This window comes from Streptomyces sp. NPDC032126 (assembly GCF_055580085.1).
Window position 1 is genome coordinate 162,446 of record NZ_JBVIMA010000005.1, and the last position, 23,191, is coordinate 185,636.

Genomic DNA, 23,191 nt, shown 5'->3' on the forward strand with positions numbered 1-23,191 from the left:
GCCGCGGACCGGACGGCGGGCCCGGACCGGCTCGACCGTTCAGGGCGTGGCGACCGGGCCGTTCGGCCGGGCCTGGCGCTGGGCGACCATCTCCCGGCTCAGCTCCTCCGTCTCCTGTTCCGGAAGGCGTTCGAAGCCGTCCTCCGTGATGACCGAGACGATCGGGAAGATGCGGCGGTTGACGTCGGGGCCGCCGGTCGCGGAGTCGTCGTCGGCCGCGTCGTAGAGGGCCTGGAGCGCCGCCAGGGCCGCGTCGCGGCGGGTCATGCCGGTGCGGTACAGCTTCTTCAGAGCGCCCCGCGCGTACGGGGAGCCGGAGCCCTCGGCGTGGAAGTGGGTCTTCTCGTAGAGGCCGCCGGCCACGTCGAAGCTGAAGATGCGGCCCCGGGCGCCTTCGGGCGCGCTTGTGTCGTAGCCCGCGAGGAGGGGGACGACGGCGAGGCCCTGCATGGCCTGGCCGAGGTTCTGCCGGATCATCGACGCCAGCCGGCGCGCCTTCGCGCCGAGCGTCATCGGGGTGCCCTCGACCTTCTCGAAGTGGGTCAGTTCGACCTGGAACAGCTTCACCATGTCCAGGGCGAGACCGACGGTGCCGGCGAAGGCGACGGCGGTGAGGTCGTCGGCCGGGTGGACCTTCTCCAGGTCGCGCTGGGCGATGAGGTTGCCCATGGTGGCGCGCCGGTCGCCGGCGATGAGCACGCCGTCTCGGTAGGAGAGCGCGAGGACGGTCGTGCCGTGCGGGAAGGCGTCGGGGGCGGCCCGCACGCCGTCCGGGAAGGGCCGGCGCGTGGGCAGCAGGGCGGGCCGGTGCGCCGCCAGGAACTCGGTGAAGGACGAGGTCCCCGGGGTGAAGAACTCCTCCGCCGGACGTCCCGCGTACGCACTGTCGTCCGCCATGCCACTCCCCCTCGCCGTCGGACCGGTACCCCCACTACCTACCTGCGTGCCACGGCGGGGAAACCCCGGCCCGGCTCACAGCGCCCGGCGGCGGATCAGCACCCCGAGCACCAGCAGCCCCGGGACCAGCGGGAGCCACACCGTCAGCAGCCGGTAGCCGATGACGGCGGAGGCGGCGGTCGCGCCCGGGGCCCCGGCGGCGGTGAGGGCCAGCGCGAGCACGGCGTCCAGGGAGCCGAGGCCGCCCGGGGTGGGCAGCAGGGCGGCGGCGCTGCTCGCCGCGAGATACAGCAGAGCCACCCGCGCCGGGGACAGCGGCAGGTCGACGGCCCGGGTCACGGCGACCAGTACGAGCGCGTGCAGCGCCGTGAAGGCCAGTGAGCCGCCCCACAGGGCCGCCGCCCGGCGGGGGCGCGCGTGCACGGCCCGGATGTCCTCCAGCACGGCGGCCACCGCCCGCCGGCAGCGCGCCCGCAGCGGGGTGCACAGCAGCAGCGCGGGCAGTGCCGCCGCGCTGGCAGCGCCCGCGAGGGCCGTCGCCGAGATGTGCGGAAGCCGCAGGACTCCGGGGCAGGACAGGGCCAGTACGGCGATCAGGGCGGCGCGCACCAGGGCGGCGGCCACCGCCTTCACCGCGAGCGCGGTCGCCGATCGGGCCGCCGGGACGCCGCAGCGCATCAGGAAGCGCAGGGTGACCGCGCCGGCGCCGAGCCCGGCGGGCAGCAGGTGGTTGGCGGCGGAGGCGGCGAACTGGGCGGCCAGGAGCCGTCTCCCGGGCAGCCTGCGGGTCACGGCGCCCTGCTGGGCGAGCGCCGAGCAGAGCCAGGTGGCGAGGGTCCCGGTGGCCGCCAGCAGCAGCCAGCCCTGGTCGGCGACGGCGAGCCGCCCGGCACCGCTCTCCAGGACCGGCCAGTGCCGTCTGGCCAGCCAGAGGGCAGCGCACAGGACGGCGAGGGAGAGCAGGGTGGGCCAGTGGACGCGCCGTCGAGCGGGTGCGGCGACGCACGGCTCGGGTGTCATGCGGCGCTGCCCTTCTCGACGGCCGGGCCCACGCCTGCCGGAAGCCGGCAGCGGCGCGGGGGTGGGAAACCGCGGCCAAACTAACCTGATCCACCACGAACTGCCCCATCAGGTACGCCCGGGAGCATGACGGGGAGATCCGGCCCGCTGGGGCCCCCGGGAGTGCCGCGCCCGCGCCTACGGGGTCAGGCCCGGCCGCCCAGCTCGGCGAGGTCGCGTACGACGATGTCCGCGCCGTGCGCGTACAGGGCGTCCGCCTGCCCGGTGCGGTCCACGCCGACGACGTACCCGAAGTGTCCCGAGCGGGCGGCGTCCATCCCGGCCAGGGCGTCCTCGAAGACGGCGGCGTGCGACGGCTGGACGCCGAGGTCGCGGGCGGCGGCGAGGAAGGTGTCGGGGCGGGGCTTGCCGGGCAGCCCGCGCTCGGCGGCCGTCACGCCGTCGATCCGGACGTCGAAGAGGGACTCGGCGTGGATCGAGCGCAGCACGTCGAGGGTGTTGGCGCTGGACGAGACGATCGCCGTGCGCAGGCCGTGGTCGCGGACGGCCTCGATGTAGCGCAGGGTGCCCTCGTACGGCCGCGCGCCCTGGGTGCGGATGCGGGCCAGGAGGAGCGCGTTCTTGCGGTTGCCCAGGCCGTGGACGGTCTCGGCGTCCGGCGGGTCGCCGGGTTCGCCCTCGGGCAGGGTGACGTCCCGGGAGGCGAGGAAGGCGCGTACGCCGTCGGCGCGGGGGCGGCCGTCGACGTAACGGTCGTAGTCGCCGCTGTCGAAGGGGCGGAAGGCGTCGCCGTCGCGGGCGCGCAGGAAGGCGTCGAACGTCTCCTTCCAGGCGGCCGCGTGCACGATCGCCGTCCTGGTGACGACCCCGTCGAGGTCGAAGAGGCAGGCCTGGATACGGTCGGGCAGACCGAGGTCGGTCGTCATGGGTCAATCGTGCGGGAACGAGTGGTGCTCGTGGGCGATCAGCCAGCGCCCGCGCTCCTTGCGCAGCCCGAAGGTCAGCCGCAGCCGCATCGCGGGATGTGCGGCCAGCTCCCGCGGCGTGCCGCAGCGCACCAGGGCGTGCGCGTAGGCGACATACGCGCCGGCGGTGATGTCGAGGGTGTCCAGGTCGAAGCTCGCGCCCTGGGCCTGCCAGGCGAAGAACGGCGGCCACAGCGCGCGGTAGGCGGCGAGGCCCCGCAGTCCCTCGTGCGGTGGCGGCACGTTGTACATGACCAGGTCCTCGGCGTGACCGGCGAGCACGCCGTCCAGGTCGCCCCGGTGGACGGCGTCGGCCCAGCGGGTGATCAGGGCACGGATCTGTGTCTCGTCGTCGGGCACGGTCTCCTCCTTCCTCCGGGTGACACACGCGCGGGTGACACTCGGGTGACACACTCTGCGTTGTGCCTCACCTGTTCGACGATCTGGTTCCGCGTGCGCGTTCCCTCGTCCACGACGGGCGGCGTGCCCTCCTCGGCATCGCCGGCAGCCCCGGCGCGGGCAAGACGACGCTGGCCGAGCGGCTGGTCCGCGCGCTCAACGGCACCGGTGAGCCGTGGGCGGCCCACGTCCCGATGGACGGCTTCCACCTCGCCGACGTCGAACTGGACCGGCTGGGCCTGCGCGACCGCAAGGGCGCGCCGGACACCTTCGACGCGGCGGGATACGCGGCGCTGCTGCGGCGGCTGCGCGAGGACACCGGGGACGTGGTGTACGCGCCCGGCTTCGAGCGGGTCCTGGAGCAGCCGATCGCGGGGGCGATCCCGGTGCCGCCCCAGGCCCGGCTGGTGGTGACCGAGGGGAACTATCTGCTGCTGGACACGGGGGCGTGGGCCCGGGTGCGGCCCGCGCTGGACGAGGTCTGGTTCTGCGAGATGGACGAGACCGAGCGGGTACGCCGACTCATCGCCCGACACGAGGAGTTCGGCAAGACCCATGAGGAGGCGGTGGAATGGGTGACGCGCTCGGACCAGCGCAACGCCGAGCTGGTGACGGTGACGCGGGGGCGAGCGGACGTGGTGGTGCGGACGTCGTAGGGTGGGCGGAGGCGGGTGCTCCCCGCCTCCCGGCGTCTCTCCCTCAGACGCTCAGCATGAGTTCCGGCTCACCCCACGCATCCCCCGCCAGTGCGCCGATCACCGCGGTGAACGCCTCCGTCGTGACGGTCAGGTTCTCCTCGGCTCGCTCCACGCTCACCCGCGGCGGTTCCGGGGAGCCGTAGCGCACCGCGAACACGTGCAGGTCCTGCGGCGCGTCCGGCAGCGGGCCGGCCTCCAGTGCTGTGGAACTCACCAGGTGCCGCCAGCCCTCGTCCGGGTTGCCGTAGCCGCGCGGGTCGGCCGCGAGGGCGAACGCCGCCTGTTCCTGGGTGAGTTCGGAGCGGGCGTCGAAGTGCTCGATGCCCTGTGTCTCGGGGTGGGTCAGGCGCAGGTCGCCCGCCGAGGACACCGTGCCCCGGGCCACCCGGAGCACCCGGTCGCCGTCGTCGGCGGCGTACGGCAGGCCGGCCAGCAGATACGGGGTCCCGGGCAGCCGCTCCACCGCGACGACCGTCCAGAGAAGGGCGCCGTCGGTGACGTACAGGGACCGGACGTGCCGCAGGACGTGGTCGCGGCCGACGACCGGCTTGGTGACGAGCTTGGCCGTGAGGCCCTGGGCGCGGAGGTCCCGGACGCGCACCTCGCCCATGGGCCGGCACAGCAGGAAGCCGTCCACGACCGGGCCGAAGCCGTGCTGGCGGTCGACCGCGGCGGGGAGGTAGTAGGTGCCGTCCGCCTCGATGACCGCCGGGGTCATCCGGTCGTCGAAGGCCACCGAGACCGTGCCCGCCCGGAGGTGGTGCCGCGCGGGCCGCGACGACGGTGTGCGGTGCCAGCGGGTGGTGTCCTGGATCTGCCAGACGAGCATCCACGCGAAGTGACCGTCGACCCCTCCGTCGGGCTTGACGGCGTACCGGCCCCACCGGGTGTCGCCCCGGTAGCGGCCGATGTCGGAGCGGATCCGGGCGCCGAAGTAGCGCAGGCCCAGGACCGATTCGAAGCCGGAGTGCTGTTCGCTGTAGCGCGGGCCGCCGTTGTCGAAGCCGCCGTTCGTGAGGCGGGCGTCGATGTAGCGGGCCAGCGCGTCGCCGTCCTCGGCGAACAGCTCCTCGCCGCTGACCCGGTGGGCCTGGGCGAGGAAGGAGAGGGAGATCGGGCCGTAGTTGTTGTCGTAGGCGCCGCCGTGCTCCGGGGGCAGCGAGGCGCCCCGGTCGCGGACGCGGTGCGCGCGGATCTCGTCGCGGTACAGCGCCAGGGCTCGGGCTCGGACCGGCTCCCCTTCGGCGGGCGGGAGATGGCGGGCCAGCATCAGTCCGCCGACCACGCACCCGATCGCCTGGTTCCCCGCCTCCTGCGGGTTGAAGAAGGTGGCCTCGGTGAGCCAGGCCCAGTAGCCGCGGGCCACGTCCAGCAGTTCGGCGCGCTGGTCGTCGTCCACCAGGCCGTCGGCGAGGTCGAGGACGTTCACCGCCTGGAGCAGCGCCCACACCGTGCTCGGCCAGTCGCCGATGGGGTGCGCGCCGGGCTCCAGGACGTAGCGGGCGTACGGCAGGCCGGAGTCGCGCCTCCTCAGGTTCGGGTAGCCGGGGTTGTCCTCCCGGTAGACCCGCTCGCGCAGATGGAAGGCGAGGCTGCGGCGGACCGCCTCCGGCAGGCGCGGGTCCTTGCCGCGCTGCCAGGCCAGGGCCAGCAGGGAGGTGACGCCGAGGGAGGTGTCGCCGATGTCGTCGTCGGCGTCGGGGTGTTCGAGGTTGCCCTCGGGGGTGAGCCGGGCGAGGGCCTGCTCGGTGACGTCGGCGAGGACGGCGTCGTACGCCTCGGGGCTGTCGGGCAGGTCGTGCAGGGGGCCGCGCTGGTGGAGGAGGTGCACGCGGGGTCAGCCCTTCATGCCGGAGGTCGCCAGGCCTTCGACCAGCCTCTTCTGGAAGATGAGGAAGCAGATGAGCGTCGGCAGGAGGGCGAGTGTCGACATGGCGAACATCGCGCCGTAGGAGGAGCCGCTGGTCTTGTCCATGAACAGGGTGAGGCCGAGGGGCACGGTGAAGCGGTCGTTCTGCTGGAGGTAGACGAGCTGGTGGAGGAAGTCGTCGTACGTCCAGATGAAGGTGAAGATCGTGGTGGTGACCAGGGCCGGCTTCATCAGCGGCAGGATGATCTTCCAGTAGATCTGGAAGGGGTTGGCGCCGTCCATCATGGCCGCGTGGTCGAGTTCGCGCGGGATGGAGCGGATGAACTGGACCATCAGGAAGATGAAGAAGGCGTCCACCGCGAGGAACTTGGGCACGATCAGCGGCAGGAACGTGTTGATCCAGGTCAGGTTGTAGAAGATCGTGTACTGCGGGATCAGGACGGCCTGGGTGGGCAGCATCAGCGTGCCGAGCATGAGGCCGAACCAGATCTTCTTGCCGCGGAACTCGAAGCGCGCGAAGGCGTAGGCGGCCAGCGAGCAGGAGACGACGTTGCCGATGACCGCGCCGATCGTGACGATCAGCGAGTTGGTGATGTACAGGGAGAAGGAGTTGCCGGAGCCGCTCCAGCCCTCGGAGTAGTTCTCCGGGCGGATCTTGCCGGGGATGAGCCCGGGGTGGGTGAAGATGTCGGTGTCGGGCTTGAGGGAGCTGCTGAGCATCCACAGCAGCGGGTACAGCATGACGATCGCCACGCCGATCAGCAGGGTGTGGATGAGGATGCGGCGGGGGCCGGTGAGCGAGCGCAGTTTCTGCAGCGGCGACGCGTTCGGGGTGAGGGCGGACATGGTGGGGCTGACTCCTCGCTCAGTCGTCGTAGTGGACCCAGTAGCGGCTGGCGATGAAGTTGACCGCCGTGAACGCCGCGATGACCAGGAACAGCACCCAGGCCAGCGCGGAGGCGTACCCCATCTGAAGGTCGGTGAAGCCCTTCTTGTACAGGTAGAGGGAGTACAGCATGGTCGAGTTGAGGGGTCCGCCGGAGCCGTTGCTGATGACGAAGGCGGGGGTGAACGTCTTGAAGGCGTCGATGATCTGCAGGACGACGTTGAAGAAGACGATCGGGGTCAGCAGCGGCAGGGTGATCTTGAAGAAGCGGGTGACGGGGCCGGCGCCGTCGATCTCGGCGGCCTCGTAGACGTCCTTCGGCAGCTGCTTGAGGCCGGCGAGGAAGATGACCATCGGGGTGCCGAACTGCCAGACGGCCAGCAGGATCAGCGTGTAGAGCGCGGTGTCGGGGCTGGAGATCCAGTCCTGGCCCTCGATGCCGAACCAGCTCAGGAAGTCGTTGAACAGGCCGTCCCCGCCGAAGACCTGGCGCCAGACGATCGCGATGGCGACCGCGCCGCCGAGCAGCGAGGGCAGATAGAAGGCGGCCCGGTACAGGCCGATGCCCTTGAGGTCCCGGTTGAGCAGCATCGCCACGCCGAGCGCGAGGGCGAGCTTGAGCGGCACGGACACCACCACGTACAGGAGCGTGGCGTGCACCGAGTCCCAGAAGACCGGGTCGTCGTTGAACATGTGCGTGTAGTTGTCCGCGCCGACCCACTTCGCGGGTGTGAGCAGGTCGAAGTCCGTGAAGGACAGGTACAGCGAGTCGAGCATCGGGTAGATCGTCAGCCCGAACAGGCCGACGAACCAGGGGGCCAGGAAGAGGTACGGCCACCATCCGCCACCCCGCCGTCTCGCGAGGCGGCGGCGCATGCGGTCACGTTCCCGCTGGTCGGACGGGGTCGCCGGAGCAGCGGGCTGCTTGGTGACCGCGTCGGTCTGCGCGGTGGTCATACTCATCTCCCTGGCCTCTCCCGGTGTTCGATCGTCCTCGCGCCTACTTGGCCAGGATCCCTGCCGCCTGGTCGAAGAACTCGCCGAGCTGGGCCTTGATCGACTTCTTGCCGAAGGCGATGGCGAGGTTCGACTGGAACAGCAGGTCCCAGATCTGGTCGGCGCCCTGCGGCGGGGGCACCGGCGCGGGCAGGGCGTTGGTCGCCTTGGAGACGCGCTGGGAGATGTAGTCGGCGTTGGCCATGTTCAGCTTGTCCGTCTCGGCCAGGCCGGAGGCGATCAGGTTGCGGGCCTTGTCCGTCGGCGGGATGCCGCGCAGCAGCTGCATGTCCTTGATGGCGGTCTCGTCCTGGGCGAAGAACGACATGATCTTGGCGGAGTCGTCGATCTTCTTGCTCTTCTTGGTGGCGCTGAGCAGCACACCGCCGTTGACGTAGTTGCCCTCGCGGGCGCCGGACCAGTCGCCCTGCGGGGTGGGCAGGAAGTCCAGCTGGGCGTCGGTGATGGAGCCGCCCGCGCCGTAGACGCCGGAGTCGAAGGTGAACAGGGCCTTGCCGATGACGACCGCGTTCTTGGTGAGGTCGTTGTGCGCGGCGGAGGTGATGGCGGCCGGGCCGCAGGCGTTGAGCTTGCGCATCTCGGCCCAGTACTCCCACCACTCCTGGAGGGTGTCGGAGGTGAAGCCGAGCTTCTTGCCGTCGTCGGAGAAGAACTGCTGGCCCTTCTCGCGGGCGAAGATCTCGAAGCACTGGAGGGTGGAGCCGCCGCCGTCGTCGACGCCGTAGATCTTGCCGCCGCTCTTCTTGTAGACGTCGGCGGCGATCTGCTTGAGGTCGGTCCAGGTCCACTCGCGTTCGGGCAGCTTCAGGCCGAGCTTCTCCAGGCCGCTGCGGTTGACGGTGAGCTGGTTGACGCCGATGCCGGAGGGGACGCCGTAGAGCTTGCCGTCGACGGTGCCGGCGGCGAGGAGCGTCTTGGAGAAGCCGGTCAGGTCCAGGCTCTTGCCGACGTAGGAGTCGAGCGGGGCGAGGACACCCTTGCGGGCGTACTGGGCGACCAGCGCGGTGTCCATCTGCAGGAGGTCGGGGGCGCTGCCGCCGGCGATGTTGGTGTTGAACTTGTCGAAGTACCCGTCGTAGCCGGAGTAGGTCTCCTGGATCTTGATCTTCGGGTTCTTCTGCTGGAAGGTGGCAAGCGCTTTCTTGTAGGCCGCGTGGCGCTCGTCGCTGCCCCACCAGGTCATCGTCAGCTTGTCGCTGCTGCTGCCCGCGCCGGTGCCGCCGGCGCAGGCGCTGAGCGTGCCGCCCAGCGCGCCGGCGACGGCGAGACCGCTGGCGGAGCGGAAGAGGGTTCTGCGTGAGATCTCGTGACCCACCGGGTCCTCCCTGATGTGCGTGACGGATTTCCGGGCCGGTCGCTCCGGCACGGGTGCATGGAGCTGTGGAAGGGCGCCTTCCGGGGTGCGGCCTCGCCCGGCCGCGCCGCCTTGTCGGGTGCGTTCCCCGGCCTTCCCGGCCGTGGCCTCGCGAGCACGCCCTCGCGGGGCTGCCGTACCTCGTCGGTACGGGCGGGACGCTCACCCTGAGCCGGTGTTCCCGACCGGCTTAGAAAGCGCTTGTCCGGACATTGGCAGACCAAGTCGGAGGCCGTCAATCCTTGGGCCGCGCGGCCTCGGTCACGGTTTGGACTCCCCGCGCGACCGCGAGCCGTGCGGCACCCGCGACGGTACCGGACTCACCGACCGTGCTGCTGACCACCTCGGTCGGCCAGCTCAGCCGCGCCAGCTCGGCCCGCACACCGGGCAGGAGCTGCGGATCCGCGCCGGTGCTGCCGCCCAGCACGATCAGCCCCGGGTCCAGGACGGCGGTCACGGCGGCGGCCAGCCGGCCCACGTCGGCGGCGTGCCGGTCCACGACGGCACGGGCCGCGGCCCGGCCCTCTCCGGCGAGCGCGAAGAGCCGCTCGGTGGTGCGGGGGCAGGGGCCGTCGGCGGCCGGCCACGCCTCGGCGGTGCGACGCAGCAGCGAACGGGCCCCGATGTACTCCTCCAGGGCCTCCCGGCGCGGCTCACGGCCGTCGTCCCAGGGGTAGGGCAGCCGGGCCACCTCGCCCGCGGCGCCGTTCGAGCCGCTGAGCACCTGGCCGCCCACGACGATGCCGAGGCCGATGCCCACGCCGATCCGCAGATAGCCGAAGGTGTGGCGGCCGCGGGCGGCGCCCTCGTGCAGTTCCGCGAGCGCGGCGCAGTTGACGTTGTTCTCCAGGTGGACGGGAACGCCCGGGGGCAGCGCGACGGCCACGGCGTCGAAGACCGGCCCGGCCTTGGCGGTCGCCGGGCGCATGCCGCTGCCCCGCCGGTCCGGGGCGGTGACGTCACCGACGGCGACGACGATGGTGCGCAGCGGCAGACCGCCGGGCAGCGCGTCGAGGGCGTCGCGTACGGCGTCGGCGGCGTCCTCGCGGGAGGCGGTGGCCTCGGCGAGCAGGGTGCCGTCCAGGGCGCAGCCCCGGACCCTGGTGAGGTCCGGGCCGAGATCGACGGCGAGCACGGCGCCCGCGGCCGGCCCCAGCCGGTAGACGGCGGCGGTGCGGCCGGTGCCGCTGGAGGCGGTGCCGGAGTGCGCGGCGAGCCGGACGCTCTCCAGTTCCGCCACGGCGGCGGACACGGTGGGCTTGGACAGCCCCGCCAGGGTCGCCAGCTGCGGCCGGGTCGCGCGGCCCGCCTGGGCCAGCACGGCGAACACCGCGCTCGCGCTGTCGGTCAGGCGGGGGGCTTCCGCCACGTCGAGTTCCACAGTTTCCCCCACACGGGTACCGGGCCGCGCCCGCGACCGATCGGCTCGGCGGGCTGCGGCGATGGGATGCAACCGACGTCGCGCGTCCCCGCCCCGCGGTGGCCCGTGCGGACGTGCCGGTGGTCGAGTGCGCGAATTCCTCTTGACGCACTGTACTTCGTTAGTTAACTTCCTAACGAACTTCACGGTACTCGCCTGCCGTGCTTCGCCAGAGGCCCGTCCCGGGGCTTCCCTAGTTCCCCTCGCAGTGCCCGGTCACGGTTCGCCCGCCGTCGCAGCCCAGCGCAACGACGAAAGAGGATCCGTGCAGGACTCTCCCCCTTCGCACCCCCTCGTGGTCGGCGTCGACGTGGGCGGTACCAAGACGCATCTCCGCGCGCTCGCGGGCGAGGACGTCGTGGCCGACCACCGCCGCGCCAGCACCGGCTGGCGGCCGCACGACCCGGCCGCCGCCGGACGCTGGCTGGCCGCCCTCCTCCACGAGGCGCTGCCCACCGGCGCCCGCCCCTCCGCCCTGGCGGTCGGGGCGCACGCCTGCGAGACGCCCCGCCAGTGCGCGGAGATCCGTACCGCTGTCCAAGAACTCCTCGGCGTGCCCGCGCTGGTCGTCGGCGACGCCGAACTCCTGGTGCCCGCCGCCGGGGCGGACCAGGGCGTCGGCCTGGTGGCCGGCACCGGGTCCGTCGCGGTGGGCCGGCTGCCCGACGGCACGTCCGTCCAGGTGGGCGGCTGGGGCGCGGTCCTCGGCGACGAGGGCGGCGCCGCCGGCCTCGTCCGGGAGGCGGCCCGCGTCGCCTGGGCCGCGCACGACCGCGGTGAGGCACCCGACCCGCTCGCCCTCGGCCTGCTCGCCGCGTTCGGCGTACCGGAGGTCCCCGCGCTCGGCGCGGCCCTGGAGGGCGCCGCCGACGTCTCCGCCGAGTGGGGCCGGCACGCTCCGGTCGTCTTCGCCGCCGCCGACGCCGGTTCCGCGCTCGCCCGGACCGTGATCGCCGAGGCCGGCCGGGCACTGGCCGCGCTCGTCGCCCGGCTCGCCGAACGCGGGGCGGCCGTGGACGAGGTGGTGGTGGCGGGCGGCACCGTGCTCGCCCAGCCCGCGCTGTACGACGCCTTCACGGCCGCTCTCGCGAGGGCGGTGCCCTCGGCACGGCCCCGGCCGCTGACGGCGGCGCCGGTCGAGGGCGCGGTGGCGCTGGCCCGTTCGATCCTGTGAGCCGCGAAGTCCCGTTCACCCAGGGGACATCCGGCGGTCGCCGGAGCATCCCGGGCGGGACACGACCCGGCCGTAGATCTTCGCTCGTAGGCACCACGACGACTCACAAGCCATCAAAAGCCGAGAGAGGCACACGCATGCCGTCCCCTGCCGGGCACCACCGCGCCGCGACCGTGAACAGAAGGCGCTTTCTGAAGGCCACCGTGGGCGGTTCGGCCGCGCTGGTCGCCGCCCCGACGCTCGTCTCCTGGCTCGCGGCCGCCGACGCCAAGGCCGCCACCGCGTTCGCGGCCTTCGTCGACGACTACAGGACGAACGTCCCGACGAACCTCACGCCCGAGACGAACGCCGTCGTGCGCGCCCTCGGCGGCATGGCCGAGGTGTGGAAGACCGGCTCGGCCTGGAACACCGGCACGGCACTGCGGCCCGAGGTGCTGCGCGCCAACATGCGCTACTGCGCCCGCGTCACCGCCGCCCGCACCGAGCAGCAGGCGAAGGACGCCTTCCTCTACGACCGCCAGCACCAGAGCTACGCCATGATCGGCGGCCTGGGCCCGCTGGCCGGCCTGTACCGCGCCGGCGCCAAGGCGGTCACCTCGATCACCACCGCCCCGGACACCACGCCCGCCACCACGGTCAGCGACGCGGTCCCGGCCGACGCCCCGGCCGGCTCGGCGCTCGGCGCGGGCTCCTACGCCTCCGACCTCGGCCTGGTCGCCAAGCTCGTCGACACCGTGCGCGGACCCTACGCCTCGGGCAACCCGTCCAAGGCCGCCTACCAGTACCCGCGCCCCTGGCGGATGAACGAGGACAGCGAGGTCGTCGACACCGGCCGGACCGACGCGCTCGGCTACCCCGTCTACGAGTCCGGCGTGATCGTGGCGCCGCAGCTGCTGCGGCAGCGCAACACCAAGCCCGAGGAGGACGGCGGTTTCCCCAGCGGTCACACCAACGCCTTCCACCTGGCGGGCCTGGCGTACGCGTACGCGATACCGGAGCGCTTCCAGGAGCTCGTGGCCCGCGCCTTCGAGCTGAGCCACACCCGGATCATGGCCGGCATGCACTCCCCCGTGGACGTGATCGGCGGCCGGATCATGGCGACCGCCCTCGCCGCGGCCACCCTCGCCGACCCGGCCAACGCCGACCTGAAGGCGGCGGCGCGGGCCCAGGCCCTCGCCTACTTCACGCAGGCGACGGGCACGAGCGCCGACACCCTGTTCGCGTACGCGCACTCCGACGCGGCGGACGCCTACGCCGACCGGGAGGCCAACGCCCGCGCGCTCACGCCCCGGCTGACCTACGTGCTCACCCGCGAGGGCCGCAGGACGCCGCTGACCGTGCCGAAGGGCGCCGAGGTGCTGCTGGAGACCCGGCTGCCCTACCTGGACGCGGCCCAGCGCCGGGAGGTGCTGCGCACCACCGCGCTGCCGTCCGGATACGTCCTGCTGGACGGGTTCGAGCAGTGGGGCCGGCTCAACCTGTTCGCGGCGGCGGACGGTTACGGCTCCTTCGACTCCGCCGTCACGGTCACGCTGGACGCGGCGAAGGGCGGCTTCCACGCGGCCGACAGCTGGCGCAACGACATCGAGGGCGAGGGCGGGCTGACCAAGCGCGGCTCCGGCACGCTCACCCTGACCGGCCACAACCGCTACCACGGCGGCACCGTCGTCGAGGCGGGCACGCTGGTCGCCGGGCACGCCGACGCGCTCGGCCAGGGCGATGTCACCCTGCGCGGCGGCACGCTCCGCGCGGAACTGCCGGTGCGGGTGCGCGGCACGTGGGCGCAGCAGTCCGGCGCCGCGCTGGAGCTGACGCTGCGCAAGGACCACTGCGCCGTCCTCACCGTCTCCGGCCGGGCCCACCTCGACCGGGGGAGCGTGCTCGCGCTGCGGCTCGACGCGCTGCGGCCGCCGCGCGTCGGGACGACCGTGCCGGTGCTCCGCGCGGCGCGGTTGCGCGGCCAGTTCGACCGGATCGAGCTGAACTCCGACACGCTGCGGGCCGTACCTGTCTACACGGCGGAAGGTCTGTCGGTACGAATCGTGAAGCGGTGACACGGCAGGCGGCGGGAAGCGGTGCAGAGTAGGCCCATGGGCCTGCCCGGGATCGCTCCCGCCGCCGCGCCGGCGGTGTCACCGCGGGGCGGATGATGGCGCGCGCACTCCCCTCGGACCAGGTGTCCCGTCCCCTCGCGCGCGTGCCCGCCGCACCGCGCCCGCACCGCCGGTGGGTCGTTCCGCTGCTGGTCGCCGTGCTGCTCGCCCAGATGACGGTGGCCATGGTCACCGCGGCCGCGCAGCAGACGCCGACCATCGACGAACCGGTGTACGTCGGCACGGCCGCCGACTATCTGCACGAGCACCGGGTGCGCTACAACCCCGAACACCCGCCGCTCGGCAAGCTGGTGATCGCGGCGGGCGTGGCGCTCGCCGACCCGCGCTACGACCCGTCGCCCGCCGTCGACCAGGGCGAAGTGGGCCGGCGGCTGCTCTACGGCTCGGGCAACGACCCGTGGCGGCTGATGCTGTGGGCGCGGCTGCCGGTGATCGCGCTGACCCTGCTGTTCGGGCTGGTGGTTTTCGCCTTCGCCCGCGACCTCGCCGGCCGGGCCGCCGGACTGGTCGCGCTCGCCCTCTACGCCTTCTCCCCCGACGTCCTCGCGCACGGCTCGCTGGCCACCCTGGACGTACCGGCGGCGGGCTTCCTGCTGACCTCGGCGTGGCTGCTGTGGCGGGCCCGCACCGGCGGGGCGCGCCGGTACGTGCCGCTCGCCGGAGCCGCTCTGGGGGCGGCGCTCGCCACGCGGATGAGCGCGCTGCCCGCCGTCCCGGTGCTGCTCGCCCTCGCCGTCTGGTCGTTGTGGCCCCGCCGTGCCCGCCGGGCCCTGCTGGGGGCGGCCGTGGTCGCGGTGGTCGCCGTGGCCGTCGTCTGGGCGTCGTATCTGCTGGTCGATCCCCGGCTGCGCTGGGATCCGCAGGGGACCCCCGTGCCCGAGGTGCACGGGCTGCGCGGGCTCCTCGTTCAGGCGCTGCCCTTCCCGGAGGCGTACCGGGACGGGACGCGCGTGCAGTTCGGGCTGGAGAACCAGCCGTGGCAGGGCTTCCTGTTCGGGCATGTGTACTCCGGCTCGCGCTGGTACTACCTGCCGGCGGCGCTGCTGGTGAAGACGCCGCTCGGACTGCTGGTTTTGTGGGCGGCCGGCGCCGTGGCACTGACGGCGGTACGGCGACTGCGGCCCGCGGTGCCCTACGTGCTGGTGCCGGCCGGGGTGCTGCTGGCGGCGGCCATGACCGGCTCGCGGGACTTCGGGACCCGCTACGTGGTGTTCCTGCCGATGTTCCTGGCGGTGGCGGCGGGCTGCCTGGTCACCGTGCGCCGACGATGGGCCACGGGGGCGCTGGTGTCGCTGGTGGCGTTCGTCGCGGTCAGCTCGCTGTCGGCCTTCCCGTACTACCTGCCGTACTCCAACGAGGCGTTCGGCGGGCCCGCCGACACCCATCGGTGGCTGCACGACTCCAACGTCGACTGGGGCCAGGACCTGGGGCGGCTCGCGGACCGGCTGCGCGAGCGGTACCCGGACGAGCCGCGCGTCTGGCTGGTGTACAAGGGCAGCGGAGTGCCGTCGGCCTACGGCATACACGCGGCCGATCCGCGCCGGGTGCCCGCCGGTGAGGTGCACGGGCTGCTGATCGTGTCGGACTCGGCGGCGGCGAAGGCGCGCGGGCGGCTGGCGGAGCTGCTGCGCGACTGCCGCCCCGTGGACGAGGTCGGCCACTCGATCACGCTCTACCGCAGGTGAGCCGCGTACCCGGCCGACCGGTCCGGACGTTCGCCCGCACCGTGGCGAGCACGCTCCGTGAGCTATGTTGAGTGGTCGTGGGAGACAAAGGAGGCGCACCCGTGCCCTCGCCTCAGCAGGCACGAGCGCAGGCATCAGCGATCACTTCGGGCAAGACCGTTCCGGAGGCGGAGGCCTCCCCTACGTCCCGGCTCCGGGAGCTGTTCGACGGGCCCCATCTGTCCCCGGGCCAGCGGCGTATCGCGCAGTATCTGATCGAGCACATCACCGAGGCGGCGTTCCTGTCGATCACCGACCTCGCCGAGCGGGTGGGTGTCAGCCAGCCGTCGGTGACCCGCTTCGCGGGGGCGGTGGGCTTCAGCGGCTACCCGGCGCTGCGCGAGAGGCTCCAGTCGATCGCGCTCGGCACGCTCGCGAGCGGCCCCGCGGCCGCCGAGATCAACCGCAGCAACGAGCTCCAGGCGGCGGTCGACGCGGAGATCGAGAACCTGGAGAACCTGCGCCGCGACTTCGCCGACCCCGACCGGGTGATCGAGATCGGCCGCAGCCTGTCCCGGTCGACGCCGCTGACCGTCCTCGGGCTGCGCATCTCCGCCTCGCTCGCCGAGTACTTCGCCTACGCGGCCCGCCGGATCCACCCGGACGTGCGGCTGGTGACGCGCGGCGGCAGCGTGGCCTACGACGCGCTGCTGCAGTCCCGGGAGGCCGGGGGCACCTGGGTGCTGGCCTTCTCCATGCCCCGGCACGCGCACGAGACCCTCACGGCGGTACGGGTGGCCCGCAGCGCCGGACTGAAGGTCGCGCTGATCACCGACCTGGCGCTCGGACCGGTCGCGGACGAGGCCGACGTCACCTTCGCCACCGGCACCGGCTCCCGGCTGGTCTTCGACTCCTACGCGGCGCCCGGGCTGATGGCGGCCGCGGTGCTGCAGGCCATGACCGACGCGGGCCCCGAGCGCACCCAGGCGCGCCTGGAGGAGTACGAGCAGATCGCCGAGCAGCACCAGTTCTTCCTGCCGGACTGAGCCCCGCCGCACAGGACTCCGGCCGCACCCCCCGTCACGGAACATTGCCCAGGGATCATTCACAACAAAGCGCGCATGAATGTTTTCATACGTCTTGCAAAGCGGACGGCATATATAAATACTGCTCACGGCCGCACCGCCCGCGAAGGGCTCCTGAACGGGCACCCCGAGCCGCCGTCCCCTACCCACGACGGCACACGGGTGTTCGGGGCATCGCCAGCGCGAGCGCCCATGGCGGTCCCGGTCATCCCCTAGACCGGGACCGCCGGCATCCGTCGGACCACCCGTTCCGACGCCGTAGACCCGGAAGCGATGAACATGCAACTCACCACGACGCGCATCAGTCCGGACTGGCCCTGCCAGGTCAAGACCCCCGGCAGCTACGACTGGGAGCGTTCGGCGGTCAAGTGGCTGCGGGAGCTGCTCCCCGCGCGCTACGCCAGCTATCCGGCGATGCTGCGTCACCCGGTGCTCCTCGCCCGGCACGCCCAGATCCAGGTCCAGCACGAGATCCGGGTCGCCCGCACCGCCCTGCAGACCGCCCGTGCCGACCTGCCCCGGCTGGGCCTGGCCGAGTCGGTCATCGAGCACACGATCAAGCTCTACGCCGCCGAGGTGATGCAGCTGCAGCACATCGCGCGCAGCGTGCGCGCCGTCACCGATGCCTTGGTGGAGCGCACCTCATCCCGCTGACCAGGCGGTTCGTCACGATCCCGGCAGGAACCCGATCAACCGCCCCCGGGTGTGCCATGCTCGAAGCGTGACAGACGAGCCCACGCCAGCGGAGGAGTCGGGCGGCGTGCCGGACATGGCCGCGCTGACACGGGTGGTGGCGCGCCAACGCGCCGAGCTCGACCGGCTGCAGGAGGGTGCGGCCATATCCGCCGTGGTGGAGCGGGCCAAGGGCGTGGTGATGGCGCAGACCGGCTACTCCCCCGACGCGGCCCACGAGGCGCTGCACCAGCGGGCCAAGGCCGCGCAGCACACCCTCCTGGAGGAGTGCTGGATCCTCCTCGGGAACCTTCCCCCGCTGCCCCGCCCCGTCGCCTGGACGCCGCAGGAGGACCTCGCGGCGGAGCCGGCGCCCGCGCAGCCGGCCGACCTCGCCGCCGCCCTGGCCCGGCTCGCCCGGACGCTGGTGCGGGTGGGCACCCCGCAGGACCTGGCCCGCTGCCTGCTCGACCAGCTCGCGCCGGACGTCGGCGCCGACGCGGTCATGCTGTTCGCCCGGCTGCCCGACGGAGGTCTCCTCCTCGTCGGCCACGCGGGCATCGACGACACACTGGCCCGGCAGTGGCACCAGGTGCCCCCGCTGGCCGGACTCCCCCCGTACGACGCGCTGGACCACGGCCGGCCGTACTGGCTGGAGGACGTCTCGGCGGACCATGGGCATCTGCTGATCGGCGACCCCCCGCAGCGGTGGGGTTCGCGGGCCTGGCTGCCGGTGGCGGCCGCAGTCCCGGCCGACCACGTCTTCGGGGTGCTGCGGCGCCCGGCCGGTACCTTCACCGCCCGGCAACGGCAGCACCTGGAGGCCGTCGCCCGGCTGTGCGCGGGCCCGCTGCGCATGTTCGGCGCCCGACCGGAGCCCGCGCTCGGCCCGGCGGCGGGCCCCCTCCAGGACGCGATCGAGCAACTTCCCCTGGCGGCGGTCCTGTTGACCCCGCTGTACGACGCGTCCGGACTCGTCGAGGACTTCCGGATCGACGCGGCCACCGCCGAGGCCGTCGACAGCGTGGGCCGCGCCGGCCGGGAACTGATCGGGCTGCGCCTGCTGGACTGCTGGCCCAGCATGGCGGAGGAGCCGCTGTGGCGGGGCTGCCTCACCACGCTCGCCAGCGGACGGCCCTACGAGAGCGATCCTTTCGTACGCCATCGGATCGTGGCCGGGGGCGCCGAGCTGTCGACCTTCGTGGCCCGGGCGGTGCGCCTCGGCGACGGGCTGATCGTCAGCTGGCTGCGGCAGGACCTCTCCGACCGCCAGGAGCAGCGACTGACGGACGTCCAGCGGCTCGGCAATCTCGGCTGGGCGGACTGGAACCTGGTGACCCACGAAGTCACCTGGTCCTCGCAGGTCTTCACCATCTTCGACCGGGATCCCGCCCTCGGCTCGGTCGCGCTGAGCAAGCTGCCCGAGCTCGCGCTGCCCGAGGACGCGCCCCTGCTCGACCAGGCCGTCGGCGAGCTCACGCGTCACGGGCGGGCCGTCGACGTGTCGTTCCGGATCGCCACCCGCGACGGGATCCGTTATCTGCGGGCCGTCATCGAGGCCGTGACCGACCCGGACGGCACACCGGTGCACGTCCATGGATTCGTCCAGGACCTCACCGCACAGCGCAGCGCCGAACTCGCCCTGGTCGCCAGCGAACGCACCCTCCTCACCCAGCACGACGTGCTGCGGGACGAGCGCCGGGTGGCGGCCCGGCTGCAGGACGCGCTGCTGCCGGTGCCCGACCGGCCCGTGCTGCTGGCGGGGCTGCGGGTGGAGGTCGCCTATCTGCCCTCGCAGGCGGGGCTCAGCGTCGGCGGGGACTGGTTCAGCGCGATCGATCTGCCCGACGGGGACGCCCTGTTCGTGGTGGGCGACGTCGCCGGACACGGCATGGACGCGGTCGCCACGATGGCCCAACTGCGGTTCACCGCCAAGGGCATGGTCATCACCGGCTCGTCCCTCACGGGCGCGCTGGCCCGGCTCAACACCCTGCTGCTGCACTCGCGCGACCCCCACGGCACGGCCACCATGGTGCTGGCCCACTACCACCGTGCCGAACGGCGACTGGTGTGGGCACAGGCCGGGCATCCCCCGCCGCTGCTGCTGCGGGCCGGGCAGGCGCGCTACCTCGACCGGCCGCACGGCATCCTGCTCGGCGCCTGTGACGACCCCCGGTACGAGGAGGCGGAGGTCCGTCTCGAACCCGGGGACCGCTTCCTGCTGTACACCGACGGGCTGGTCGAACGGCCCGGGGAGATCATCGACCGGGGGCTCGACCGGCTCGCGGCCGCCGTCACGGCCCAGGCCCGCCGTGGACCGGCCTCGCTGGCGCGGCTGTTGACGGGCCTGCTGGAGGCTGAGCAGCGGGACGACGTGTGTGTGCTGGATGTGCGGGTGCCGCTGCCCAGGGAGGAGCCGGCCGGCTGACGGCTCCGGCCGGCTCAGTCGTCGCGATGCCGCCAGTACCAGAGCACTCCGATGAGCAAGGCCGTGAGGAACACGACGGGCAGCACCAGACCGGGGATGCGGGAGACGTCCATACGGCGGCTTTCGGCTCGGTGGGCCGAGGTGCCGAACGCCCGTCGGCCCACCGTCCATGGTGACACGCGCCACATCACCGGCCCGGACGCGACGCGGCCCCGCGCCGTGGTCACCGGGTGCGCGACTCCAACGCGCGGCGCGTGTCGTCGCCGTACACGCCGGTCTCGTCGCCACGGATGCCGTACCAGAGCTGGAACCGGGCGACGGCCTCGGTGAGGACGGTGTCGTAGCGGCCGTCGGTGGCGCCCCGGTCGTACACGTTGGGGATGCGAGTCAGGCGCTGCTGGAGGTCGGTCACCTGGGGCCCGCTGTCGCCCTCGCGGAGCGTGCCGGCGCCGTCGGGGTCGGTCGCGGGCGTGGACGCGGTGGGCGTGGGCGTGGGGGTGGGCGCGGCGGCCGGGGGCGTCTGTGCGGCGGCGGCCTCACCGCCCTTGCCGGGCAGGAGCAGCGCCCCACCGAACCCGAGCAACGCGGCGGCGACCACACCGATCCCGATCGCGGCCCACCGCAGCCCACCGCCGGCACCGGGCCGGTCCCCGTAGGGCGAACGCCGGCGACCCCGCACCGGACGCCGGTCACCGGCCGGCGGACGCCGGTCACCGCGCGGCGGGCGCAGATCGTCGCGCCCTGCCGGCCGGCCCTCGTATCCCTGACGACGGCCGGCGTATCCCGCGCCACCGCTCTCGTGTCCCGTGCGGCGGCCGCGGTGCTCGGTGCGAGGCCGCTCATATCCGGCGCGGCGGTCAGCGTTCCCGTCCTTCAGGGGCCGACGGGACTCCTCACCCCTCGGCCGCCCGGTCCGGTCGCCCCCGCGTCGCTCGTCCCCGGGGCTCACCGGGGGGAGTTGCTGGGTGTCCGCCTCCGGCGGGGTGGGGAGCGGGACGGATTCGTAGCCCTCGGCGGGGCGGTTGTCGGTGAGTTCGCGGACCAGGGCCGCCAGGGCGTCCGTGCGGCGGGGCCGTAGGACCCTGATGGGTTCGAGGATCGGACGTTCGTAGGACTCCCCCGGTTCGGGCGGTGTCGGCACGCTGCTCTCCTTCATGGCCGCGGTTCCCCCGGGGAGTCATACGGGCGCGGCCGCGCGGTGGTTCAGCGTGCAACGAAGTCGTGCAGCGAGGCGGTGAACGCGGCCACGAAGGCGTCGCGCCGCTCGTCGTCGAGGGCCTCCAGGGAGAGATAGGGGTTGAGGTCCTCCAGTTCGACGAGGAGCAGCTCGCCGCCGGGGGCGCGGCAGGCGTCGACCCGCTGGACGCCGTGCTCCAGGCCGTTCCAGTCGATGAACCGGCGGGCGAACTCCAGGTCCGCGGCGTCGGGTTCGTACCGTGCCAGGTCCCAGCGGCGGTCAGGGTCGGGCGCGTACAGGGCGTACTGGAAGGCGTGGTCGACGAAGTAGAAGGAGACCTCGTAGGCGAAGTCGACGCACGGCTGGACCAGGACCGTGCCGTCGGCGAGCGCGGGCAGGTCCTCGCGCGGGACGATCCGCAGCCCTATGGAGTCGGCGCCGAGCTTGGGCTTGACCACATAGCGCTCGGCGGCGGGCAGGCGGTGCAGCTCGTCCGGCCGGTCGACGGTGGGGATGACGGGGTGGCCGGCCGCGAAGAGGTCGAGGAGGTACTGCTTGCCCGCCATGTCCGCCCGCCCGGTGAGCGGGTTGTACACGCGCGCGCCCCGGCTCAGCGCGCGCTCGCGGAAGCCGTCGTACTCCTTCTGGTACGCCAGGACGGGGCCGCTGTTGCGCACGACGACCGCGTCGAAGCCGTCCATCAGCGCCGCCGCGTCCAGCGGATGGCACAGGGCCAGTTCGAAGTCCTCGCGCAGGCGGGAGGTCAGGAAGATGTCCTCGTCGCAGTAGCGGCGCCCGCGGGCCGGGTAGGCCAGGTCGGTGACATAGAGGACGCGGGGGCGGGCGGCGGTCATGCGGACGCTCCTGGTGCGACGGCGCGGGCGGACCCGAACAGGTTAGCGGCCGCACGGCGTGACCTGGGAAAAGGAACTCAGTTCCCTGATGAAGGGTACTGAGTGCCATGATCGCCGTCCGGGTGCTACGTTCCCCTCCATGAGCTCCAGCGACACCAGCACCGGTGACAAGGCGGAGGCGAAGCCGCCCATGCGGGACGCCCTCGTCGCGGCGGCCTTCCGGCTGTTCCTGGAGCGGGGGTACGAGCAGACGACGGTCGACGACATCGTCGCCCTCGCCGGGGTCGGTCGGCGCTCCTTCTTCCGCTACTTCCCGTCCAAGGAGGACGTGGTCTTCCCCGACCACGAGCGGTGCCTGACCGACATGACCGCCTTCCTCGCGGACAGCGGGGAGGAGCACGAGCCGGTGCGGCGGGTGTGCGACGCGGCCCGGCTGGTGCTGCGGATGTACGCCGAGAACCCGTCGTTCTCGGTGCAGCGCTACCGGCTCACGAAGCAGGTGCCCGGCCTGCGGGCGTACGAGCTGAGTGTGGTGTGGCGCTACGAGCGCGCCCTCGCGGAGTATCTGCGCGGGCGCTTCGCCGGGCGCCGCGACGGGACCCTCCAGGCCGATGTCATCGCGGCGGCGGTGGTCGCCGCGCACAACAACGCGCTGCGCTCCTGGCTGCGTTCGGACGGGCGGGGCGACGCCGCCGCCACGGTCGATCACGCGCTGGCGTACGTGCAGTCGGCGTTCGGCGCGCCCGCCGCGGCACCCGTGACCGTGGCGCCCGCCGGGGAGCGACCCGAGGACGTGGTCGTGGTGGTGTCCCGGCGCGGGGCGCCGCTGTGGCGGGTGGTGCAGGAGATCGAGACCACGCTCGGCGGCCGGGATTTTTAGGGGTACGCAGTGCCTTTACGCGTGGCACTCAGTGCCATACGCTGAGGCCGTGCACGGTGGCACGGTGAACCGCGCACACGTGTGCGCGGCCCCGCCGCGCGCACGGGATTCCGGGCGAGCGCAGGGAGTTGAGCAGCGTGTACCACTACTCGGCAGGCGCCGCCGCACAGGCGGCCGGCACGGCGGGCGTCCTCGACCGCGCGGGCGCGAGGGACGAGGCGATCCTCTTCCAGCGCTGCACCTGGTGCGGCACCGCGATGTACCACCGGGTGCTCTGTCCGGTGTGCCGGGGCAGTGAGCTCAGCACGGAGCGCAGCGAGGGCGTGGGCACGGTCCGCCACTCGACGGTGGTGCACCGCAACACGCCCGCCGCGCGCAATGTGTCGCTGATCGAGATGGCCGAGGGCTTCGTCGTACGGGGCCGGGTCATGGGCCCGCCCATCGGCGTCCACAGCGGCGACCGCGTCCGGCTGTCCACCGCCGAGGACCCCGTGCGGGGCGAGCCGGTCTTCCAGTTGCTCGACGAGCCGTACCGAGCCTGGACCTGACGGTCCGTCACATGACGTGACCCGCGCGGTCGGCGGCGCCCTCGGATCCGGTGTCCGGATCTTTGCGGT

At 73.1% G+C, this 23,191-nt stretch carries 21 protein-coding genes; 9 read left to right on the top strand and 12 right to left on the bottom strand.

What is annotated here, in order from left to right; all coding sequences use genetic code 11:
* Positions 1 to 39: 39 nt before the first annotated feature.
* The 4 genes from prcB to ACZ5NW_RS20245 form a co-directional block, all read right to left on the bottom strand.
* Positions 40 to 897: a proteasome subunit beta gene (prcB, locus tag ACZ5NW_RS20230; protein ID WP_468745231.1), complete on the bottom strand. Its 858-nt coding sequence runs from the start codon at positions 895 to 897 to the stop codon at positions 40 to 42.
* Between the two features lie 75 nt (positions 898 to 972).
* On the bottom strand, positions 973 to 1,917 hold the full coding sequence (locus ACZ5NW_RS20235) for a lysylphosphatidylglycerol synthase domain-containing protein (protein ID WP_468745232.1): 945 nt from the start codon (positions 1,915 to 1,917) through the stop codon (positions 973 to 975).
* A 185-nt stretch (positions 1,918 to 2,102) separates the two neighbouring features.
* Positions 2,103 to 2,843: a beta-phosphoglucomutase family hydrolase gene (locus ACZ5NW_RS20240; protein ID WP_468745233.1), complete on the bottom strand. Its 741-nt coding sequence runs from the start codon at positions 2,841 to 2,843 to the stop codon at positions 2,103 to 2,105.
* A 3-nt stretch (positions 2,844 to 2,846) separates the two neighbouring features.
* Entirely contained in the window at positions 2,847 to 3,242 is a 396-nt protein-coding gene (locus tag ACZ5NW_RS20245; protein WP_468745234.1) for a YybH family protein, read from the bottom strand.
* A 62-nt stretch (positions 3,243 to 3,304) separates the two neighbouring features.
* Here ACZ5NW_RS20245 and ACZ5NW_RS20250 point away from each other — a divergent pair, with 62 nt between their 5' ends.
* A complete protein-coding gene (locus tag ACZ5NW_RS20250; protein ID WP_468745235.1) occupies positions 3,305 to 3,937 on the top strand; it encodes a nucleoside/nucleotide kinase family protein in 633 nt (210 codons plus the stop codon).
* A 43-nt stretch (positions 3,938 to 3,980) separates the two neighbouring features.
* Here ACZ5NW_RS20250 and ACZ5NW_RS20255 read toward each other — a convergent pair whose 3' ends face one another.
* The 5 genes from ACZ5NW_RS20255 to ACZ5NW_RS20275 form a co-directional block, all read right to left on the bottom strand.
* Positions 3,981 to 5,810 (bottom strand): hypothetical protein, encoded by a 1,830-nt coding sequence (locus ACZ5NW_RS20255; RefSeq protein WP_468745236.1) that lies wholly within the window; start codon positions 5,808 to 5,810, stop codon positions 3,981 to 3,983.
* 6 nt (positions 5,811 to 5,816) lie between these two features.
* Positions 5,817 to 6,695: a carbohydrate ABC transporter permease gene (locus tag ACZ5NW_RS20260; protein ID WP_468745237.1), complete on the bottom strand. Its 879-nt coding sequence runs from the start codon at positions 6,693 to 6,695 to the stop codon at positions 5,817 to 5,819.
* A gap of 19 nt (positions 6,696 to 6,714) precedes the next feature.
* A complete protein-coding gene (locus ACZ5NW_RS20265) occupies positions 6,715 to 7,692 on the bottom strand; it encodes a carbohydrate ABC transporter permease (RefSeq protein WP_468745238.1) in 978 nt (325 codons plus the stop codon).
* A 43-nt stretch (positions 7,693 to 7,735) separates the two neighbouring features.
* Complete coding sequence (locus ACZ5NW_RS20270) at positions 7,736 to 9,067, bottom strand: ABC transporter substrate-binding protein (RefSeq protein ID WP_468745239.1); 1,332 nt, start codon at positions 9,065 to 9,067, stop codon at positions 7,736 to 7,738.
* A gap of 274 nt (positions 9,068 to 9,341) precedes the next feature.
* A complete protein-coding gene (locus ACZ5NW_RS20275) occupies positions 9,342 to 10,475 on the bottom strand; it encodes an ROK family protein (RefSeq protein WP_468745240.1) in 1,134 nt (377 codons plus the stop codon).
* A 316-nt stretch (positions 10,476 to 10,791) separates the two neighbouring features.
* Between ACZ5NW_RS20275 and ACZ5NW_RS20280 the strand changes: the two genes are divergently transcribed.
* The 6 genes from ACZ5NW_RS20280 (at position 10,792) to ACZ5NW_RS20305 (ending at position 19,663) form a co-directional block, all read left to right on the top strand.
* Positions 10,792 to 11,700: an N-acetylglucosamine kinase gene (locus tag ACZ5NW_RS20280; protein ID WP_468745241.1), complete on the top strand. Its 909-nt coding sequence runs from the start codon at positions 10,792 to 10,794 to the stop codon at positions 11,698 to 11,700.
* Positions 11,701 to 11,837: 137 nt separating this feature from the next.
* On the top strand, positions 11,838 to 13,754 hold the full coding sequence (locus tag ACZ5NW_RS20285; protein ID WP_468745242.1) for a phosphatase PAP2 family protein: 1,917 nt from the start codon (positions 11,838 to 11,840) through the stop codon (positions 13,752 to 13,754).
* A 92-nt stretch (positions 13,755 to 13,846) separates the two neighbouring features.
* On the top strand, positions 13,847 to 15,499 hold the full coding sequence (locus ACZ5NW_RS20290; RefSeq protein WP_468745243.1) for an ArnT family glycosyltransferase: 1,653 nt from the start codon (positions 13,847 to 13,849) through the stop codon (positions 15,497 to 15,499).
* 101 nt (positions 15,500 to 15,600) lie between these two features.
* Entirely contained in the window at positions 15,601 to 16,524 is a 924-nt protein-coding gene (locus ACZ5NW_RS20295; protein ID WP_468745244.1) for a MurR/RpiR family transcriptional regulator, read from the top strand.
* Positions 16,525 to 16,836: 312 nt separating this feature from the next.
* Positions 16,837 to 17,217, top strand: coding sequence for a hypothetical protein (locus tag ACZ5NW_RS20300; protein ID WP_468745245.1), 381 nt, complete (start codon positions 16,837 to 16,839; stop codon positions 17,215 to 17,217).
* A gap of 115 nt (positions 17,218 to 17,332) precedes the next feature.
* Positions 17,333 to 19,663 carry a SpoIIE family protein phosphatase gene (locus tag ACZ5NW_RS20305; protein ID WP_468745630.1) on the top strand — a complete coding sequence of 777 codons (2,331 nt, stop codon included), beginning with the start codon at positions 17,333 to 17,335 and terminating at the stop codon, positions 19,661 to 19,663.
* 14 nt (positions 19,664 to 19,677) lie between these two features.
* On the opposite strand, the gene ACZ5NW_RS20310 is transcribed toward ACZ5NW_RS20305, so the two are convergent.
* The 3 genes from ACZ5NW_RS20310 to ACZ5NW_RS20320 are packed head-to-tail and all read right to left on the bottom strand — an operon-like array spanning position 19,678 to position 21,694.
* On the bottom strand, positions 19,678 to 19,890 hold the full coding sequence (locus ACZ5NW_RS20310) for a hypothetical protein (RefSeq protein ID WP_468745246.1): 213 nt from the start codon (positions 19,888 to 19,890) through the stop codon (positions 19,678 to 19,680).
* Positions 19,887 to 20,819, bottom strand: coding sequence for a peptidoglycan-binding domain-containing protein (locus ACZ5NW_RS20315; RefSeq protein ID WP_468745247.1), 933 nt, complete (start codon positions 20,817 to 20,819; stop codon positions 19,887 to 19,889). Before ACZ5NW_RS20315 ends, ACZ5NW_RS20310 begins: the two co-directional genes overlap by 4 nt.
* 47 nt (positions 20,820 to 20,866) lie before the next feature.
* Positions 20,867 to 21,694 (bottom strand): ATP-grasp domain-containing protein, encoded by an 828-nt coding sequence (locus tag ACZ5NW_RS20320; RefSeq protein ID WP_468745248.1) that lies wholly within the window; start codon positions 21,692 to 21,694, stop codon positions 20,867 to 20,869.
* A gap of 190 nt (positions 21,695 to 21,884) precedes the next feature.
* Between ACZ5NW_RS20320 and ACZ5NW_RS20325 the strand changes: the two genes are divergently transcribed.
* A complete protein-coding gene (locus tag ACZ5NW_RS20325; protein ID WP_468745631.1) occupies positions 21,885 to 22,574 on the top strand; it encodes a TetR family transcriptional regulator in 690 nt (229 codons plus the stop codon).
* Positions 22,575 to 22,711: 137 nt separating this feature from the next.
* Positions 22,712 to 23,122, top strand: coding sequence for a Zn-ribbon domain-containing OB-fold protein (locus tag ACZ5NW_RS20330; RefSeq protein ID WP_468745249.1), 411 nt, complete (start codon positions 22,712 to 22,714; stop codon positions 23,120 to 23,122).
* The last annotated feature ends 69 nt before the right edge of the window (positions 23,123 to 23,191 follow it).

What these genes read in the sequence shown, in the direction of transcription:
- prcB (WP_468745231.1), bottom strand. Translation starts at nt 897, where the DNA reads ATGGCGGACGACAGTGCGTACGCGGGACGTCCGGCGGAGGAGTTCTTC.
- ACZ5NW_RS20235 (WP_468745232.1), bottom strand. Translation starts at nt 1,917, where the DNA reads ATGACACCCGAGCCGTGCGTCGCCGCACCCGCTCGACGGCGCGTCCAC.
- ACZ5NW_RS20240 (WP_468745233.1), bottom strand. Translation starts at nt 2,843, where the DNA reads ATGACGACCGACCTCGGTCTGCCCGACCGTATCCAGGCCTGCCTCTTC.
- ACZ5NW_RS20260 (WP_468745237.1), bottom strand. Translation starts at nt 6,695, where the DNA reads ATGTCCGCCCTCACCCCGAACGCGTCGCCGCTGCAGAAACTGCGCTCG.
- ACZ5NW_RS20265 (WP_468745238.1), bottom strand. Translation starts at nt 7,692, where the DNA reads ATGACCACCGCGCAGACCGACGCGGTCACCAAGCAGCCCGCTGCTCCG.
- ACZ5NW_RS20285 (WP_468745242.1), top strand. Translation starts at nt 11,838, where the DNA reads ATGCCGTCCCCTGCCGGGCACCACCGCGCCGCGACCGTGAACAGAAGG.
- ACZ5NW_RS20290 (WP_468745243.1), top strand. Translation starts at nt 13,847, where the DNA reads ATGATGGCGCGCGCACTCCCCTCGGACCAGGTGTCCCGTCCCCTCGCG.
- ACZ5NW_RS20300 (WP_468745245.1), top strand. Translation starts at nt 16,837, where the DNA reads ATGAACATGCAACTCACCACGACGCGCATCAGTCCGGACTGGCCCTGC.
- ACZ5NW_RS20305 (WP_468745630.1), top strand. Translation starts at nt 17,333, where the DNA reads ATGGCCGCGCTGACACGGGTGGTGGCGCGCCAACGCGCCGAGCTCGAC.
- ACZ5NW_RS20315 (WP_468745247.1), bottom strand. Translation starts at nt 20,819, where the DNA reads ATGAAGGAGAGCAGCGTGCCGACACCGCCCGAACCGGGGGAGTCCTAC.
- ACZ5NW_RS20320 (WP_468745248.1), bottom strand. Translation starts at nt 21,694, where the DNA reads ATGACCGCCGCCCGCCCCCGCGTCCTCTATGTCACCGACCTGGCCTAC.
- ACZ5NW_RS20325 (WP_468745631.1), top strand. Translation starts at nt 21,885, where the DNA reads ATGCGGGACGCCCTCGTCGCGGCGGCCTTCCGGCTGTTCCTGGAGCGG.